16 protein-coding genes and 1 tRNA gene are annotated in these 17,073 nt (G+C 66.0%); 9 read left to right on the top strand and 8 right to left on the bottom strand.

Going from position 1 to position 17,073, the window contains the following annotated elements; all coding sequences use genetic code 11:
- Positions 1 to 34 precede the first annotated feature (34 nt).
- Positions 35 to 1,114 (top strand): BMP family ABC transporter substrate-binding protein, encoded by a 1,080-nt coding sequence (locus tag ACF66B_RS09845; protein WP_392662466.1) that lies wholly within the window; start codon positions 35 to 37, stop codon positions 1,112 to 1,114.
- 152 nt (positions 1,115 to 1,266) lie between these two features.
- On the opposite strand, the gene ykgO is transcribed toward ACF66B_RS09845, so the two are convergent.
- Positions 1,267 to 1,392, bottom strand: coding sequence for a type B 50S ribosomal protein L36 (gene ykgO / locus ACF66B_RS09840; RefSeq protein WP_007255499.1), 126 nt, complete (start codon positions 1,390 to 1,392; stop codon positions 1,267 to 1,269).
- Between the two features lie 74 nt (positions 1,393 to 1,466).
- Positions 1,467 to 1,541 (bottom strand) — tRNA-Val (locus ACF66B_RS09835).
- A 115-nt stretch (positions 1,542 to 1,656) separates the two neighbouring features.
- Between ACF66B_RS09835 and ACF66B_RS09830 the strand changes: the two genes are divergently transcribed.
- Complete coding sequence (locus ACF66B_RS09830) at positions 1,657 to 2,532, top strand: N-formylglutamate amidohydrolase (protein WP_392662462.1); 876 nt, start codon at positions 1,657 to 1,659, stop codon at positions 2,530 to 2,532.
- A gap of 228 nt (positions 2,533 to 2,760) precedes the next feature.
- Here ACF66B_RS09830 and ACF66B_RS09825 read toward each other — a convergent pair whose 3' ends face one another.
- From ACF66B_RS09825 to ACF66B_RS09815, 3 genes are all read right to left on the bottom strand, one after another.
- The gene (locus tag ACF66B_RS09825; RefSeq protein ID WP_111430998.1) at positions 2,761 to 4,026 is read right to left on the bottom strand and encodes a DNA polymerase IV; all 1,266 of its coding nucleotides are present in this window, start codon (positions 4,024 to 4,026) and stop codon (positions 2,761 to 2,763) included.
- A gap of 45 nt (positions 4,027 to 4,071) precedes the next feature.
- Positions 4,072 to 5,244, bottom strand: a complete 1,173-nt coding sequence (locus tag ACF66B_RS09820) for a serine hydrolase domain-containing protein (RefSeq protein WP_111430997.1) — start codon at positions 5,242 to 5,244, stop codon at positions 4,072 to 4,074.
- A 323-nt stretch (positions 5,245 to 5,567) separates the two neighbouring features.
- A complete protein-coding gene (locus ACF66B_RS09815) occupies positions 5,568 to 6,467 on the bottom strand; it encodes a LysR family transcriptional regulator (RefSeq protein ID WP_111430996.1) in 900 nt (299 codons plus the stop codon).
- 250 nt (positions 6,468 to 6,717) lie between these two features.
- Between ACF66B_RS09815 and ACF66B_RS09810 the strand changes: the two genes are divergently transcribed.
- From ACF66B_RS09810 to ACF66B_RS09790, 5 genes are all read left to right on the top strand, one after another.
- Positions 6,718 to 10,134, top strand: a complete 3,417-nt coding sequence (locus ACF66B_RS09810) for an indolepyruvate ferredoxin oxidoreductase family protein (RefSeq protein WP_111430995.1) — start codon at positions 6,718 to 6,720, stop codon at positions 10,132 to 10,134.
- Between the two features lie 19 nt (positions 10,135 to 10,153).
- Positions 10,154 to 10,633, top strand: coding sequence for a hypothetical protein (locus ACF66B_RS09805; protein ID WP_162683360.1), 480 nt, complete (start codon positions 10,154 to 10,156; stop codon positions 10,631 to 10,633).
- Positions 10,634 to 10,710: 77 nt separating this feature from the next.
- Positions 10,711 to 11,298: an HdeD family acid-resistance protein gene (locus ACF66B_RS09800; protein ID WP_392662457.1), complete on the top strand. Its 588-nt coding sequence runs from the start codon at positions 10,711 to 10,713 to the stop codon at positions 11,296 to 11,298.
- Positions 11,299 to 11,322: 24 nt separating this feature from the next.
- A complete protein-coding gene (locus tag ACF66B_RS09795) occupies positions 11,323 to 11,742 on the top strand; it encodes a hypothetical protein (RefSeq protein ID WP_111430993.1) in 420 nt (139 codons plus the stop codon).
- Positions 11,742 to 12,242 (top strand): hypothetical protein, encoded by a 501-nt coding sequence (locus tag ACF66B_RS09790; protein ID WP_111430992.1) that lies wholly within the window; start codon positions 11,742 to 11,744, stop codon positions 12,240 to 12,242. Before ACF66B_RS09795 ends, ACF66B_RS09790 begins: the two co-directional genes overlap by 1 nt.
- A gap of 45 nt (positions 12,243 to 12,287) precedes the next feature.
- Here ACF66B_RS09790 and yecR read toward each other — a convergent pair whose 3' ends face one another.
- The gene (yecR, locus tag ACF66B_RS09785) at positions 12,288 to 12,536 is read right to left on the bottom strand and encodes a YecR family lipoprotein (RefSeq protein ID WP_162683359.1); all 249 of its coding nucleotides are present in this window, start codon (positions 12,534 to 12,536) and stop codon (positions 12,288 to 12,290) included.
- 271 nt (positions 12,537 to 12,807) lie between these two features.
- Here yecR and ACF66B_RS09780 point away from each other — a divergent pair, with 271 nt between their 5' ends.
- Entirely contained in the window at positions 12,808 to 13,059 is a 252-nt protein-coding gene (locus ACF66B_RS09780) for a hypothetical protein (protein ID WP_162683358.1), read from the top strand.
- Between the two features lie 27 nt (positions 13,060 to 13,086).
- Here the strand turns inward: ACF66B_RS09780 and ACF66B_RS09775 are convergent, their stop codons facing one another.
- Together ACF66B_RS09775 and ACF66B_RS09770 are read right to left on the bottom strand one after the other, a co-directional pair.
- Positions 13,087 to 13,542: a hypothetical protein gene (locus ACF66B_RS09775; protein WP_111430989.1), complete on the bottom strand. Its 456-nt coding sequence runs from the start codon at positions 13,540 to 13,542 to the stop codon at positions 13,087 to 13,089.
- 1 nt (position 13,543) lies between these two features.
- The gene (locus ACF66B_RS09770) at positions 13,544 to 13,981 is read right to left on the bottom strand and encodes a DUF1489 domain-containing protein (protein ID WP_111430988.1); all 438 of its coding nucleotides are present in this window, start codon (positions 13,979 to 13,981) and stop codon (positions 13,544 to 13,546) included.
- Positions 13,982 to 14,133: 152 nt separating this feature from the next.
- On the opposite strand from ACF66B_RS09770, the gene ACF66B_RS09765 reads away from it, so the two are divergent.
- Positions 14,134 to 17,007: an adenosylcobalamin-dependent ribonucleoside-diphosphate reductase gene (locus ACF66B_RS09765; protein WP_111430987.1), complete on the top strand. Its 2,874-nt coding sequence runs from the start codon at positions 14,134 to 14,136 to the stop codon at positions 17,005 to 17,007.
- Positions 17,008 to 17,073: the final 66 nt, after the last annotated feature.

Here is a 17,073-nt window from a genome sequence, read left to right as displayed (position 1 = left end):
GGTTCGTCCTGCCATGCAGCAAGGAGAGAATCTGGTGACGATTTTGCGGAACACGCTGGTGGCGGCCGCGCTGGTGCTTGGATTCGGAGCAGCGGCGCAGGCGCAGGACGAGGAACCGGTGCGCGTCGGCTTCATCTATGTCGGACCGATCGGCGATTTCGGCTGGAGCTATCAGCACGACCAAGGTCGGCTGGCGCTCGAGGAGACCTTCGGCGAGGCCGTAGAGACCAGCTATGTCGAGAGCGTGCCGGAAGGTGCCGATGCCGAGCGGGTGCTGCGGCAGATGGCCCAGGCGGGCAATGATATCATCTTTGCGACCTCCTTCGGCTACATGAACTCCGTGGTGAATGTCGCGAAGCAGTTCCCGGACGTGAAGTTCGAGCATGCGACCGGCTACCAGCGCGCCGACAATCTCGCGACCTACTCCTCGCGCTTTTACGAAGGCCGCCACGTGATCGGCCTGATCGCGGGTCGCATGACCAAGTCGAACGTGATCGGCTATATCGGCTCCTATCCGATTCCCGAGGTGATCCGTGGGATCAACGCGGCCTATCTGGCGGCGAAATCGGTCAATCCGGATGTGCAGTTCCGCATCGTCTGGTCGAACACCTGGTTCGACCCGGCGCTCGAGGCGGACGCGGCCAAGACCCTCATCGAGCAGGGCGCCGACGTGCTGATGCAGCACACCGACTCGACCGCGGCGATGACCATTGCCGAGGAGCAGGGGATCTTCGCCTTCGGCCAAGCCTCCAACATGGCGAACTTCGGCCCCGATGCGCAGCTGACCGCGATCATCGACAACTGGGCGCCCTACTATATCCAGCGGGTGCAGGAGGTGATGGACGGCACCTGGAGCTCGACCGACACTTGGGGCGGGATTGGCTCCGGCATGGTGGAGTTCGCCGACCTCTCCGACAAGATCCCGGCTGATGTGCAGGAAGAGGCGCGGACGGCGATGGAAGCCATGGCCGCCGGCACGCTGCATCCCTTCACCGGCCCGATCAACAAGCAGGACGGCTCGCCATGGCTCAAGGAGGGTGAGGTCGCCGATGACGCAACGCTGCTCGGCATGAATTTCTATGTCGAGGGAATCGAGGGCGTCATCCCGCAATAGGCGGCTGATTCGCCCCTGGGGCGCGGGCATTGGCCCCGCCCTTTCCCCATCCGCGGATCGCGCGTGACGCGCCGCGGAACCGGGGGCCGAAAACGACAAAGCCGCGCACGGGCGCGGCTCTGGCAGGCAATCCGGCGTGAACCGGCTACCGATCAGCCCTGGCGGGCTTTGAACTTGCGCTGGGTCTTGTTGATCACATAGACCCGCCCCTTGCGGCGCACGACGCGGCAATCGCGGTGGCGCTGCTTCAGGGAGCGAAGCGAATTGCGAACCTTCATGGCCTCTCTCCTCTATGTCGCGGCGCCGCGGACTGTGCCTGCGCCTGATTGCGGACCCCGTCTTACCGGGGAAATGGTGGGCGTAACTGGGATTGAACCAGTGACCCCTTCGATGTCAACGAAGTGCTCTCCCGCTGAGCTATACGCCCCACGTGACCGGTGATGACCACCTGCCGCGTTTGTCCGCGTGTCTATATGCGGAGCTTTCACCGGGTTCAAGTCCTTTTGCCACAAACCATGTGCGCATATTAAGAAGGTTGGCATATGTGTGAGGACGCGATGGAATCGGCGGTCTATTCCCTCTCGCTGCCGGCGGCCCGGCGGACCTGTGCGGTGTTCGATTCGCCCCATAGTGGTGCGGATTATCCGGCAGATTTCCTTGCACGCACGGCGCTCGGCCCCCTGCAAATCCGTTCCTCCGAGGATGCCTTTGTCGACGAGCTCTACTGCGACGCGCCGCGCTTCGGCGCGCCGCTGATGGCTGCACGTGTCCCGCGGGCCTATGTCGATCTGAACCGCTCGCCCGAGGATCTCGATCCGGCGCTGATTTCCGGCACGATGCGGCGCTTTGTCAGCCCGCGGATCGCGGCCGGCCTCGGGGTGATTCCGCGCGTGGTGGCCGAGGGGCGGCCAATCATGACCGGCAAGCTTACGCTCTTCGAGGCGCGCCGGCGGCTCGCGGCCAATTGGTATCCCTATCACGACCGGCTGCAGGAGCTGATACAGGAGAGCCGCAGACTTTTCGGTGTCGCGCTGCTGTTCGATTGCCATTCGATGCCGCGCGACGCGCTTGCCTCCGCACCCGAGGTCCAGGGCCGCCGCCCCGACATCATTCTGGGCGACCGTTTCGGCGTCTCCTGCGACCGCTGGGTCATGGAGGGCGCGGTGGATGTATTCCGCGAGGCGGGCTTTTCCGTCGCGCGCAACGCGCCGTTCGCGGGCGGCTACATCACGCAGACCTATGGTCGCCCGCGGCAGGGCGTCCATGCGCTCCAGATCGAGATCAATCGCTCGCTCTACATGGACGAAAAGCGCATCGAGCGGCGGAATGACTTCGCTGAGGTCGCTTCGCTGGTGCGAAGGGCGGTGGAGGGGCTGGCCAATCTCGGTGTCCGGCCGCTGCGCGTCGCCGCCGAATAAGGGATGGCTGCGCAGGATTCCGATTCTCCAAAAAAAGAGGCCGTGCGCGAAGCACGGCCCAAGTTTAGGGAGGAAACGCCCGTAGGGCGTGTATGATGCAACGCATCACGTGATCTACATTATGTCGCGCCGCAACATAGTCAACCGACCAAAGGTATTTTGCGGATATTTTTTCGCATTCCGAATGAAAATGATGAATTTATGCGCACTTGTGGCGACGCCTCCGGCCTAGCGAAAGGAGCGGCCGAACATGATCGATTTGTCACCGAATCGTGCGCGAATTTGATCTGCAAGCGTTTCGGATGCGCAAAGCCGCGCGTCGTCCGGGTCGATAAGGCCCGAGAGGCGATCGGAATCATCGGCAGCGGTCAGGTTGCTTAGGCCCAACCCTATCAACCTAAACGAGAAATTCAAATTGCTGCACTGCAGCAATAGTTTTTGTGCAACGGGAAAGATCCGGTTGGCCATCTGCGTGGGTTCGTCCAGGGAGTGGCGCCGGGTCAGCAGCCTGTGGTCGCTGTGCTTGAGTTTGAGCACTACCGTCCGGCCGCCGAGGCCTTTGGCCTTGGCGCGCATCGCGACCTTCTCCGTCAATCGCCAGAGGTGTGATTCGAGGCTGGGGATGTCCGTAATATCCTCGAAGAAGGTTGTTTCGTTGGAAATCGACTTCAGCTTGTGCTCAGGCATCACACGTCTGTGATCCTCACCGAACCCAAGATGCCACAGCCGATCGCCCAGCGCGCCGAATCGCTCGATGAGGTATTTGCGCTCGCGCAGCCGCAAGTCGCCGATGGTGCGGATTCCGTCTGCCTCAAGGGCGCGCCGGGTGGCTGATCCGACGCCCCAGAGCACGCCGATGGGTTGGCGCGCGAGAAAATCCCGGGTTTCCGCCCGCCCGATCACGGCAAACCCGCGCGGCTTGTCGAGGTCCGAGGCGATCTTGGCGAGAAACTTGTTGTGCGACAGGCCGACGGAGACGGTCACGCCGATCTCCGCCTCGATCCGATTCTGCAGCCGCACGAGCAGGGCGGCGGGCGGCATGCCGTGGAGGCGCTCCGTCCCTGACAGATCGAGGAAGGCCTCGTCGAGCGAGAGCTGTTCGACGAGCGGCGTGAGCTCTTCCTGCATCGCGCGGATCTCCCGCGAAACGGCGACGTAATGCGCCATCCGCGGCTTCACAATCACGGCTTGCGGGCAAAGCTTGCGCGCCTGAAACATCGGCATCGCGGATTTCACGCCGCGGATCCGCGCAAGGTAGCAAGCGGTGGTGACGACCCCGCGGGAGCCGCCGCCGACGATCAGCGGGACATCGCGCAGCTCGGGATTGTCGCGCTTCTCGACGGAGGCATAGAAGGCGTCGCAATCCACATGTGCGATCGCAAGTGCGCCCAGCTCGGCGTGGCGAAGCGCCCGGGGGCTCCGGCAGGACGGGCAGCGTCCGGCCCCGCTCCAGGCGGTCAGGCAGTCGCGGCAAAGGGCGGTGGCATGCTCCATCGGCGGAGAATAGCAGCCGCCGGCGCCGGAGGGGAGGGCCTCGCCTCAGCGCGTCAGGGCCTCATAGGTCGCGCGCTCGAAGTCGAGATAGCCAGCGAGCGCTTCTGGGTCCAGGAAAGGAAAGACCTGAGCCATCCAGACGCCGGCGATGCCGCTTCTGGGATCGATCCAGTAGAAGACATTCGCGACCCCCGCCCAGGCCAGTGATCCCGCCTTGCGACCGGTCGGGGCATCGGCCTCGTTGATGAGAAAGGAGAGGCCCCAGGATTTCGGCAGGCCAGGAAAGAAATCGAGGTCGTGCGAGACATTTGGCCGCACGCCGGGCAGGGGGTGAACCCCATGCGCCCCGAGCCCGCTCCGCGATGCCATCGCGATGGTTTCGGGCTTCAGGATCCGCCCCGAGGGCCCGGTGCCGCCCGCAAGCCACATGCGCAGGAACTTCGCGAAATCCCTCGCGGTCGAGTAGAGGCCATGCCCGCCCATGTCGACCTCCGGCGCGGCGGGAAGCTCGATATCCGTGGAGGTGAGGCTTCCGTCCTTGCCGCGCTGGTGGATTTTCGCAAGCCGCGCACGCATGTGCGGGCGGATGCGGAAGCCGGTATCTTCCATGCCGAGCGGGTCGAGCAATCGCTCCTGCATCGCCTCGGCAAGCGGCAGGCCGGTCACGCCCTCGATGACCTGTCCGGCCCAGTCCATGCCGATGCCGTATTCCCAGCCCTCTCCGGGGTCGAAGAGGAGCGGCGCGTCGAGGGCGGCGCGTGTGCCCGTGAGAATGGCTCGGAGCCCATGTTCGCGCGCAAAGCGGCTGAGTGTCGGGTTGAAGAAATCGTAGCCAAACCCCGCCGTGTGAAGCAGCAGCATCCGTGTGGTGATCTCGCCCTCGGCCGCCCGCAGGCAGGGTGCGCCGGCGGCATCGAACCCGGTGAGAACCTGTGCCCGGGCAAGGCCGGGGGCGTGAAGCCGGGCAGGGGCGTCGAGATCGAGCCGGCCCTCTTCGGCAAGTTGCAGGCAGAGGGTCGCGGTCAGCGCCTTCGTTGCCGAGAAAATCGCGCAGACCGTGTCCGGAGTGAAGGGGTCCGGGCTGGCGAGAGATCGTAATCCTGCTGCGCTTGCGAAGAACTCGCCCGAGGCGCTGGTGACGACGGCTGAAGCGCCAGGCACACCGGGCAGGGCGTCTGCGAGCGCGCGCTCGAGCGCGCCGGTATGTTCAAATGGCATGGCTTTCCTCCCGGTATGCGATTCTCGCCGTCCTGTGCCGCCAGGCATCCCGGCCGGGGCATGTCAGGGGTGGGCTGCCGGCGTGCGCCTTGTGGCGGCGCAGCATGGAAAGCTCCCCGCGGGTTCCCGAAATATCCTGTTGAAAAGCCAAAAAAAAGGCCGAGCGATAAGCTCGGCCCAAGTCCAACAGGGAGGTGAAGTGGGCAATGCAAAACTGCGGCCCGCCTTCGAGAACTGATATAGCTGCACAGACCTCTTGCTTCAAGAAAAAAAGGCTTGACACTTGGCATAGCAGCCTTGCGCTGAGTGCATGGCTGCCGGGCTCAATCCTCGTCTCCCGACAGCTGGCGCTTGAAAAGGCTCAGTTCCTCGAGCACGAAATCACGGAAGGCGCAGACCCGTTTCGAGTGCCGGAGCTCCTCGACGAAGGCGAGATAGACCGGAATTGGTGCACTGCAAATCTCGGGCAGCACGTTGATGAGATCCGGAAAATCCGCGGTGACATAGTCGGGCAGCGAACCGATGCCGACCCCATGGATGACGGCCTGCAGGATGCCGAAGTAGTTGTTCACCGTCAGAAGGGACGGCTGGTTCGACACCAGCGGCTGCACGAATTCGGAGCCGGCGCGCACCTGCGGCGAGTGCGGGCTCTGGGTGACGAGCCGGTGCTCGCTCAGGTCCTCGAGGCTCGTCGGCGTGCCGGCCTTCTCGAGATAGGAGCGCGTCGCATAGAAGCGGATCTGCGTCTGCATCAGCCGCCGCCGGATGAGGTCGGCTTGGCTCGGCTCCTTCATGCGGATCGCGACATCGGCTTCCCGCATTGCGAGGTCGAGCAGCCGCTCTTCGAGCATGAGGTCGATCTTGAGCTTGGGATAGCGGTCGAAGAGCCGCGGCAGGCGCGGCGCGAGCCAAAGGGTGCCGAAGCCGGTGGATGTGGTGACGCGCAGTTCGCCAAAGACGTCATCCTCGGAATCGCGGATCCGGGCCGCGGTCGCATCGAGGCGCTTCGTCATCGTTCGGGTGGCCTCGAACAGCAGTTCGCCCTGCTCGGTCAGCAGCAGCCCGCGGGCATGGCGCCGGAAGAGCGTCGTGTTGAGGCTGTCCTCGAGCGCGCGGATCTGGCGGCTGACCGCCGACTGGCTCAGATGCAGGACCTCTCCCGCATGGGTCAGGCTGCCGGCATCGGCGACGGCATGAAAGATACGCAGCTTGTCCCAATCCATCCTGTACCTCTCAAGTGCCTTCCTCAGGGCAATCGTCGCGGGGTTGCCCGCTGGCGATACCACATGTTGTGCTCAAAGCCGCGTTCATGTGCCGACAGACGGTGAATTTGTCGTGATATGTGACATGTGAAACCCCGACGACGGCAGATACTCGCGCAACGGTGCGCCCCATCCCCCTTCTTCGGTCACCCGATCTGACCTATACTAACCTCAATGGGGAACATAACTCCAACGCAAACCGGGAGGGGATATGACACTTGCCCAGGTCTCTCTGGCTGACAGGTTCGACCTTGCCAGACGCCACGTTCTTCTGAACGGCACGCAGGCCCTTGTCCGCGCGATGCTCATGCAGAAGGCCCGCGATGAAGCGGCAGGCCTGTCTACTGCCGGCTATGCCACGGGCTATCGCGGCTCGCCGCTGGGCGGTGTCGATATCCAGATGACCCGCGCGCGGAAGGCGCTCGATGCCGCTGACATCGTCTTCCAGCCCGGCCTGAACGAGGATCTCGCCGCCACCGCGCTCTGGGGTACGCAGCAGGTCGCCCTCCGCGGCGAAGGCCGTGTCGATGGCGTCTTCGGCCTCTGGTACGGCAAGGGGCCGGGCGTGGACCGCTCGGGGGACGTGCTCCGCCACGCCAACATGGCCGGAACGGCACCGCTTGGCGGGGTCGTTGCCTGCATGGGCGATGACCACACGGGCGAGAGCTCGACGGTGCTGCACCAGTCGGAATTCGCGCTTGTCGATGTGCTCATGCCGATCCTCTCGCCGGCGGGCGTGCAGGAAGTGCTCGATTATGCCATCCTCGGCTGGGCCCTCTCGCGGTATTGCGGCTGCTGGGTCGGGCTCAAGTGCGTCAAGGACACGATCGAGGTGACGGCGGTGGTCGATGGCGATCCCGACCGGCTGAAGATCGTCACGCCGTCGGATTTCGCCCTGCCACCCGATAGGCTTAACATTCGGCTCGGCGATACGCCTGTCGCTCAGGAAGCGCGGCTGCATGACTACAAGCGGTTCGCGGCCGAGGCCTTCGGCCGGGCAAACCGGATCGACAGACGCGTCTGGGGCCGCCCCGGGGCGCGGATCGGTATCGTCTCCTGTGGCAAGAGCTGGCTCGATACCCAGCATGCGCTTCAGTTGCTCGGCCTCGATGCGGCGCGGGCCGAGGCGCTCGGGATCACCACATACAAGGTCGGCATGGTCTGGCCGCTCGACATGGCCTCATTCCGCGAATGGGCGCACGATCTCGAGCTGATGATCGTCGTCGAGGAAAAGCGCAAGCTCGTCGAGGTGCAGATCAAGGAAGCGATCTTCGACGAACGCCATGGCCGCCGCGTGGTGGGCTGGAAGGACGAACAGGGCGAGACGCTGTTTTCGGTCAAGAGCGCGCTCGATCCGGTGACGATCGCCCGCAAGCTTGGGGCGCTCCTCGCTGCGGAAGGCATCGAGACCGAAGAACTCGTCACGCGGCGCGCCCGTCTCGATGAGGCCGCGCGGGCCGACAATGCCGAGGATATCGCGCTCCGGCGGCCGTGGTTCTGTTCCGGCTGCCCGCACAACACCTCGACCAGGCTGCCCGAGGGCGCGCGCGGCTATGCCGGGATCGGCTGCCACTACATGGTGCAGTGGATGGGCCGGAATACCGAGGGCTTCACCCATATGGGCGGCGAGGGGGCCAACTGGATCGGCGAGGCGCCGTTCTCGACACGGCCGCACATCTTTCAGAACCTGGGCGACGGCACCTACAACCATTCCGGTGTGCAGGCGATCCGGGCTGCACTCGCTGCGGGCGTCAACATCACCTACAAGATCCTCTACAACGATGCTGTCGCGATGACGGGTGGCCAGCCGAATGACGGCGGGCTCTCGCCCGAGCAGATCACACGCGAACTGCTGGCGATGGGCGTGCGCGAGGTTGTCGTGGTGCATGACCCGAAGGAAGGCATCGACGAGGGGGCCTTTCCCTCCGGTGTGCCGATCCGCCCGCGCGACGAGCTTGATCAGGTGCAGAAGGCCCTCGAGCGCGTGAAGGGTGTCTCTGCCATCGTCTATATCCAGACCTGTGCGGCGGAAAAGCGGCGGCGGCGCAAGCGCGGCGCCTTCCCCGACCCGGACCGGCGCGTCTTCATCAATCCGGAGGTCTGCGAGGGCTGCGGCGATTGCGGCGTTCAGTCGAACTGCGTCTCGATCCTGCCGCTCGAGACGCCCTTCGGACGCAAGCGCGAGATCGATCAGTCGAGCTGCAACAAGGACTATTCCTGCCTCAAGGGCTTCTGCCCGAGTTTCGTCGTGCTCGAAGGGGCGCGGCCAAAGAAGGAGGCCCCGACCGATCTCGACCTGCCGCATCTTGCCCGGCCGGAGCTCCCCGCAATCGACGGCACCTGGAACATCGTCATCACCGGCGTCGGCGGCACCGGCGTCGTCACGGTCGGCGCGCTCCTCGCCATGGCGGCCCATCTCGAGGGCAAGGGCGCCGGCGTGATGGAAATGGCCGGGCTCGCCCAGAAGGGGGGCGCGGTCCATATCCATTGCCGCCTCGCCGCTCGCCCCGACGACATTTCCGCGATCCGGGTTGCCGTCGGCGAGGCCGATGCGCTGATCGGCGGCGATCTCGTCGTCTCGGCCGGGGCGAAAACACTCGGCCTCACCACCCGCGGCAGAACGCGGGCCATCGTCAACACCCATGAGATCGTCACCGGCGATTTCACCCGCGACCGGACCTTCCAGCTTCCGACCGACCGGCTCGGCATTGCGCTGCGCGCGCGCCTCGGTGACGACGCCCTCGCCATGCTCGATGCGACAAAGCTGGCCGAGCGCCTGCTCGGTGATGCGATCTACGCGAATGTCCTTCTCCTCGGCGCGGCCTGGCAGGCGGGGCTCGTCCCGCTCGGGGAAGAGGCGATCCTCAAGGCGATCGAGCTCAACGGCGCCGATGCCGCGGGCAACACGCGCGCCTTCGGCATCGGACGCTGGGCGGTGGCGCATCCCGCCGAGGCCGCTGCGCGCCTTGCGCCGGAAGCCGCACCCGACGAGAGCTTCGCGGCACTGGTCGACCGCCGCGCGGTGCATCTCGAGAAATACCAGAACCGGGCGCTCGCCGAACGCTATCGCGCGCGCGTCGCCCGCGCCCGCGCCGCCGATGCCGATTTCGGCGCGGCGGTGGCGCGGGGCTATCATAAACTGCTCGCCTACAAGGATGAATACGAGGTCGCGCGGCTCCACGCCGAGCATCTCGGCCCGGCCTTGGAACGGCATTTCGTCGGGATCCGCTCCGTACGCTTCCTGCTCTCGCCGCCGATCAGCGCGCGGACCGGCCCCGACGGGCGTCCCGAGAAGCGCGAGTTCGGGCCGGGCCTGATGAAATACCTCCGCCTCCTTGCCCGCCTCAAGGGCCTGCGCGGCACCTGGCTTGACCCGTTCGGGCGTACGGAGGAGCGCCGCCTCGAACGCGCGCTCATCACCGAATACGAGCAGGACATCGACAGGCTCGAAAAGGGCCTGTCTTCTGACAACCGGGTGAGCGCCATCGAACTGGCGGCGCTGCCGCTTGACATCCGAGGCTTCGGGCCGGTCAAGATGGCGGCTGCCAGGCAGGCGGCAAAGCGGCGCGAGGAGCTGCTCGCTGCATTCGACCAAGCCGGAGCGCCGCAGGTCCACGCGGCGGAATGAGGCTGCTGGGGAGGATCCGGTGAAGGCGAGAACAATGCTTGTTGCCCTGCTGCCGCTTGCGGCCTGCGCGGGGGGCGTGCCGGTGGAAAACGTCGTCACCGTGTCGGGGGCGAAATTCGACAACGTGCAGGGCGAGGCCGATCTCGTCGTGCGCACCTTCCTGCCCGCGGAGGAAAACACCCGCCGCGAGGTGACAGGCGCGGTCTGCGAGCTCGACACGATTCTCTACGCCACCCGTTTCACCACCCCGGCGCGGCTCAAGCTGCCGAATTTCGGCCCGCAATCGCCCGAGCTCTCCATCACCTGTCAGGCGGAGGAGTGGAGCGGCCGGGCCGAGGTGCCGGTCGAAACCGACTGGGCCTATCCGCCGGGTGGCTACGCCGGTTACGGCTTGGGACCGCCGGGCTATTACTACGGTGGCCCGTGGGGCGGCTGGGGCTGGCCCGCCGGGGCGGTGCCGGTTTCGGGCTATCCGGATGTGCACGTGATGCTGCGCTGACGGCGGCGTCTGGACAGGCGCCGCAAAACGGCTAGGTTCGACACAGTATCCGGTCCGGCTGCTGAGAGGGACGCCCCATGTCGATCACCGTAAACGATGCCTCCGCGGTCCTGCGCCAGGCGGTGCGGGACACGATCCGCAAGCGCTCACTCCTCTTTCTCATCCAGGGCGGCGTCATGGTCGTGGCGGGCGTGCTCGCGCTGCTCTTTCCGGCGCTCATGAGCACCGGGCTCATCGAGGTGCTGGGCTGGCTTCTCGTCATCAGCGGCGTCTTCCAGAGCATCACCCTGATCGGCGCGACCCAAGTGCCCTATTTCTGGATGCAGCTCGTCTCGACGGCGCTCCAGATCATCGTCGGTTACCTGCTCATCTCGCACCCCGAGGCGGGCGTCGTGGCAATCACCCTGCTCATGCTCGTGCTTTTCATGGTCGGCGGCATCGCGCGCGTGGTCTTTGCCCTGATGATCCGGCCGATGCCCGACTGGGGCTGGATCCTCGCCAGCGGCCTCATCGCGATCCTCTGCGCCATCGTTCTCATCGGAAACCTGCCCGGCGCGGCGGCCTGGCTGCTTGGCATCCTGCTCGGCATACAGCTCATCACCGAAGGCGGTGCGCTCGCCTGGCTCGCCTGGCGGGTGCGCAATTCCGTCACGACGGGCCTCTGACCCGTGCCGAAAAGGACCCATCCCATGAAGCGATCCGTCTGGCTTGCGGGCCTTCTCGCCCTTTCGGCCTGTTCCGGGGCGAGCGTTCCGTTCACCGACCGCGACCTGAGCGAGGTCGTTCTGACAAATCCGGGCGCCGACATCGTCGCCCCGCCTCTGCGCTACGAGCGCATCGCGCTCCGGACCTACCGTGTGGGCGCCGATGGCGTGCAGGAAGAAATCGCCGGTGCCCGCTGCACCGTCACCACGACCCCCTACGGTGCCGTGGTCGCCGCCACGCCGGTGCTGCTCGCCGTTCCGATCCTCGAGCCGGAAACGCCGGCTCTCGTTGCGACCTGCACCGCGCCGGGGCTCTCGGGCGGAACCGAGCTGCCGCCGCAGAAGGGGCCGTTCGGCATCGGGTATCACGGCACCATCCAGGTCAACATGCTCGGTGCGAGCTGATGCGCGCTGCCGTACTTGCCCTTCTGGCCGTCGGTCTCGCCGCCTGCTCGCCACAGGAGCGCCTGCCCGCCGGGGCGAATGTGACGCGGGCGGTGCCGAAGCCGGGGGTTGCGACGCCGGCCGCTCAAGGTGAGATGGATCTTGTCGTGCGTACCTTCGCGCCGGATCGCAGCGAGATCACCGGCGCGCGCTGCGTGGCCGAATCCGGGCTCTACTCGGCCGAGACGGTGTCTCCCGCCCGCATTCTCATGCCCTATTACGGGGCGCAGTCGCCGCAGGTCTCCGTGAGCTGCACTGCCGGCTCGGCCTCGGGCCGGGTCGAGGTAGCCCCGGAGCCGTTTGCCGAGCGCGGTCTCGGTGGCTGGCCGGCGGTCGGTGTTTCCGTCGGCACCGGCGGCGGCGGCAATGGCGTGGGTGTCGGGATGGGATGGTACGGCGGCGGCTACGGCTCAAACCAGTCGAACTATCGCTACCCGTCCGCACATGTCGTGCTGAACTAGGCGCGCGGCCGGCCCGCTCCTTGGGCTTGGGCCGCCCGCATCAGCTCACTCGGTGCATTCGTAGTAGCGGGTGAGCTGCATCTCCATGCACCGGCCATGGCGGTCCCAAGCCTTGCAGAATTCGCGCGATCCGGTGAAATCCGTCGCCCGCTTGTAGCCCCAGGAGCGGCAGCGCTTGTCGGCGCCCGCCTGTGCGTCCGACCAGTCCGGCAAGAACGGGTGGAAGAGCGAGACCGTCGAGGACATCGAGACGATTCCATCGGGCTTGTAGCCGCCGCTCTCGGTTGGCGTCACGATCGGTTTGTCTCCCGAACAGGCACTCAGGATCGCCACCGCACAAAGCGGCAGCACAATTTTCAAAAAGCCCCTCATGCAGATCCCCCGAACCGCAATCCCCATTGCCAGAAAATGACTTTTACGACTGTTTTGGTCAATCAGATGGTTAGCAGAGGGTTAACCCCGCTCTGATTGATGCCGGTCAAGGCGCCCGGCGCCGCAGGGCGTAACTCTGATCCATATTCCGAGAGGAGAATCTGCCATGATTACACCGGAGGAAATTGTGGACATGACGGACCTGTCCGTCGACGAGGTCGCGGCAATCGGGGAGCATGAGCATGTGAGCGGAATTGTCGCCGCCGCGGCCATGGCGGATTACCTGATGCATCAGCACAAGGGGCCGCAGGCGGTGCAGCGGATGATCTGCGACGAGATCCGCGCGGCCCTGCACGCCGACAATCTCGACCGCGCCCGCCTGCTCTACGCGACGCTCCACCACTTCATCCGCGAGCATCCCGAAGCCGTGCACGGCTCGCTCTGAAATGAAGGGAGCCGCGACGGGTCCGCGCTAGCCCTGACCGGCATAGACGGCAAGGCGCGCGCGTAGCGTATCGCTCTTGCGCGTGGCGAAGAGCACGTCGTCGATGCGGGAGGTGCCGTCCGGCTCCGGCGTGATCACCAGATAATCGACCCAGGCGGGGGTGCCGCCCGGTCCGCCGCGGCGGATCTCGACCAGTGCGGCATTGCGGGTCGAAACCGTGCACTCCGGCACCACGTTCACATAGGTCTGGAACAGTGTCTGCGCCTCGGGAAGCCCGCCCCGCGCCGCCGCCTGACGGAGCAGCGCGACCAGCTGCGGGCTCAGAAGGGTCGCGATGCCGGCCATGTCGTTGGCGCGCGTGAGGCGGCAGAACTCCTCGCCGATTGCATCCCAGTTGTAGCCAAACGGGCTCTTCGCGGCGGCAGGCAGCGGAGCGAGAAGCAGGCCGATCGCAAGTCCGGCCGCAATTCTGAAGCGAGTCATGTCAGACAATTCCGATGGCCGCGAGCTCTGCGGCGAGGGCGGGGGGGAGGTCGTCTTCGGCGCTACCCGACAGATCCGGCGGCGCATCCTCGGGCGAAAGATAGCGCCAGCCCTGGAACGGGCGCCGCGGCCTCGGCGCGACGCGCACGATCTCCGGCTCCAGCACGATGCCACAGCGCTCGATCCCGTCCTCGCCCAAGCATTTCCGAAGCTCGGCGATCTGCTGGCGCGCCAGGATCATGCCCTTGATGACCCAGTAGAGCGAGCCGCCGCCGAGCAGCTCGTCTGCGCGCCGGGGCCACATCCGGGTCACATGCATCGGGCGCGGATCCTGTTCGGCCGCGCGTTTTTCCGCGGCGCGCCGTCTCTGCCACTCTTCGAGATCGGAGAGGGCTTCCGCGCCAACGCAGAGCTTGACGAGATGCACCTTGGCCGTCATGGCCTCAATCCCTAGATATCGATGTCCACATTCCGCACAACATAGTCGGATTTCGGGCGGCGTCATCCGGAATCGCCACGGGCGCCGGAATTGACCGGAGAGGGGCGCGGCCCTATCCTGATCCCGCAACCGCAGCACGAGGCAGCGTCTCCATGAACAAGCCGGACCTTCGGACCTTTTCCCCCGCCGCCGGCGCCGGACTCCCGTGGCAGGAGGTGAGCCTCGACGTGCTGCGCGAGAAATATGCCAAGGGCTCCGAAAAGGACCTTGATGGCCCGGAAATGGTCCGCGCCGTGCGTTTGCGGGTCGCGCGAGGGCTTGCGGAGGTCGAGGAGCACCCCGAAGAGCACGCGCAGGACTTCCTCGAGACGCTCGAGGCAGGCTTCATTCCCGGCGGCCGGATCAATTCCGCGGCCGGTTCCGGTATTCGCGCCGTCACCCTCATCAATTGCTTCGTTCAACCTGTGGGTGATTCGATCTCCGACAGGGTCGACGGCAAGCCGGGCATCTATCACGCGCTGCGCGAGGCGGCGGAAACCATGCGCCGCGGCGGCGGGGTCGGCTACGATTTCAGCTCGATCCGCCCGCGCGGCGCCCGGGTGCACGGCACCGACAGCTCGGCCTCCGGCCCGATCAGCTACATGCATGTCTTCGACCAGTCCTGCGCGACCGTCGAATCGGCTGGCGCCCGGCGCGGTGCACAGATGGGCGTGCTGCGCTGCGATCATCCCGACATCATGGAATTCGTCGGCGCGAAGCGACAGGCGGGCAAGCTCAACAACTTCAACATCTCGGTCGGCGTCACCGACGTCTTCATGGAAGCGGTCGACAAGGATGCCACCTTCGAGCTGGTCCACGAGGCCGAGCCCTCGCCGGTCCAGATCGCCAATGGCGCCCACAAGCGCGCCGACGGGCGCTGGGTCTATGCCACGATCCGCGCCCGCGAGCTGTGGCAGATCATCGCCCGCAACACCTACGAGGCCGCCGAGCCCGGCGTGCTCTTCCTCGACCGGATCAATGCCGAGAACAACCTCCACTACATCGAGCGGATCGAGGCGACGAACCCCTGCGGCGAGATTCCGATCCCCGATTACGGCTGCTGCTGCCTCGGCTCGATCGATCTCACCCGCTTCGTCTCCGAGCCCTTCACCCCCGCCGCGCGCTTCGAGGGGGAGGCCTTCGCGGCCTGCGTCACCACTGCGGTGCGGATGCTCGACAACGTGCTGAGCGCCACCGTCTGGCCGCTGCCCGAGCAGGCGGCGGAGGCCGAGAACAAGCGCCGGATCGGCCTCGGCTTCACCGGTCTCGGCGATGCGCTCATCCTCATGGGGCTGCGCTACGACAGCGCCGAGGCGCGCGACTTCGCCGCCGATGTCACCCGCCAGATGCGCGATGCCGCCTACCGGGCCTCCATCGGGCTGGCGCGCGAGAAGGGTGCCTTCCCGCTCTTCGACGCCGAGCGTTTCCTCGCCTCCGGCATGGCCGGACGCCTGCCCGAGGACATCCGCGCCGAAATCAGGGCGCACGGGATGCGCAACAGCCATCTCCTCTCGATTGCCCCGACCGGTACGATCAGCCTCGCCTTCGCCGACAACGCCTCGAACGGCATCGAACCCGCCTATTCCTGGTATTACACCCGCAAGAAGCGCGAGGCGGATGGTTCCATGCGCGAATACCGGGTGGAGGACCACGCCTATCGGCTCTGGCGCGCCCGCGGCGGCAACACGAAGGAGCTGCCGCCTGCCTTCCGCAACGCGCTCGAGATCGCGGCGAAGGATCACATGGCGATGCAGGCGGCAATCCAGCCCTATATCTGCGCCGCCATCTCCAAGACGGTGAACGTGCCCGAGGACTATCCCTTCGAAGATTTCGAGGATCTCTACCTCGAGGCCTGGAAGGCAGGCCTGAAGGGCATCACCACCTACCGCCCGAACAGCGTCCTCGGCGCGGTCCTCTCCGTCGAGGGGGAGACGCCGCAGGATCTCGATCAGTCCGAGCCCGACCGCCGCATCCGCATCGGCGACGCGCCGCAGGTGGCGCTCGCGGCGCTGCGCTGGCCGCACCGGCCGAAGCTCACCGCCGGCTCGCCCTCCTGGACCTACATGGTCGAGGCGCCGCAGAACCGCTTCGCCGTCTTCGTCGGCCATGTGGAGAACGGCCGGAACCAGCCTTTCGAGGTCTGGGTCAACGGCGAGCAGACCCCGCGCGGCCTCGGCGCGCTGGCCAAGAACCTCAGCATGGACATGCGCGCGCAGGACAGCAGCTGGCTCGCGCTGAAGCTCGACAGCCTCGCCAAGACCCCCGGTGCGCCCTACCGCGTCGCGATGCCGCCCGACGGCCGCATCCAGCCGGTGGCGGGCAATGTCTCCGCTTTTGCCCAGGTGGTGCGCTACCGCTGCGAGCGGCTCGGCGTCTTCGATGACGAAGGCCGCGGCACCCCGCTCGTCGATGCGATGTTCTCGCGCAAGGAGCCGAAATCGGGCGCGGACGGAACGCTCTCCTGGACGGTGGACATCCTCAATCCCACGACGGGTGACGATTTCGCGATGTTCGTGAAGGAATGCGTGCTGCCCGACGGCACCAAGCGGCCGTTCAGCGTCTGGCTCTCCGGCGCCTATCCGCTTGAATTCAATGGGCTCACCAAGAGCCTCAGTCTCGACATGCGGGTGATCGATCCGGCCTGGATCGGCAAGAAGCTTCGCGGCCTCAAGGATCTTCCCGAAGCGCAGGGCGATTTCTTTGCCCGTGTGCCGGGGGCCGAGAAGCAGGCGGTCCAGCCCTCCACCATCGCCTATGTCGCGCGGCTGCTCATCCATCGCTACGCCATGCTCGGTGTGCTCGATGCCGAGGGCTATCCGGTGGCGGGAGCCCCCGCGCTCTGGACGGATGCCCCGGTGCCCGAAGAGGATGACGCGCAGGTGGCCGTGGCCGGGCGGATCTGCGCCGAATGCGGACATGCTGCGGTAATCCGCCGCGATGGCTGTGACTTCTGTACGGCATGCGGATATACAGGGGCTTGCGGGTGATCTGCGCGAGCACTTCAATTCGCGTGAATAATTATCTATATTAGATGATCTTAGGCAAGAAGAGGT

Source organism: Amaricoccus sp. B4 (assembly GCF_043226085.1).
In the GTDB taxonomy this organism is placed as follows: Bacteria; Pseudomonadota; Alphaproteobacteria; order Rhodobacterales; family Rhodobacteraceae; genus Amaricoccus.
Note: the sequence above shows the minus strand (reverse complement) of the source record. Positions and strands in the feature narration are given on the sequence as shown.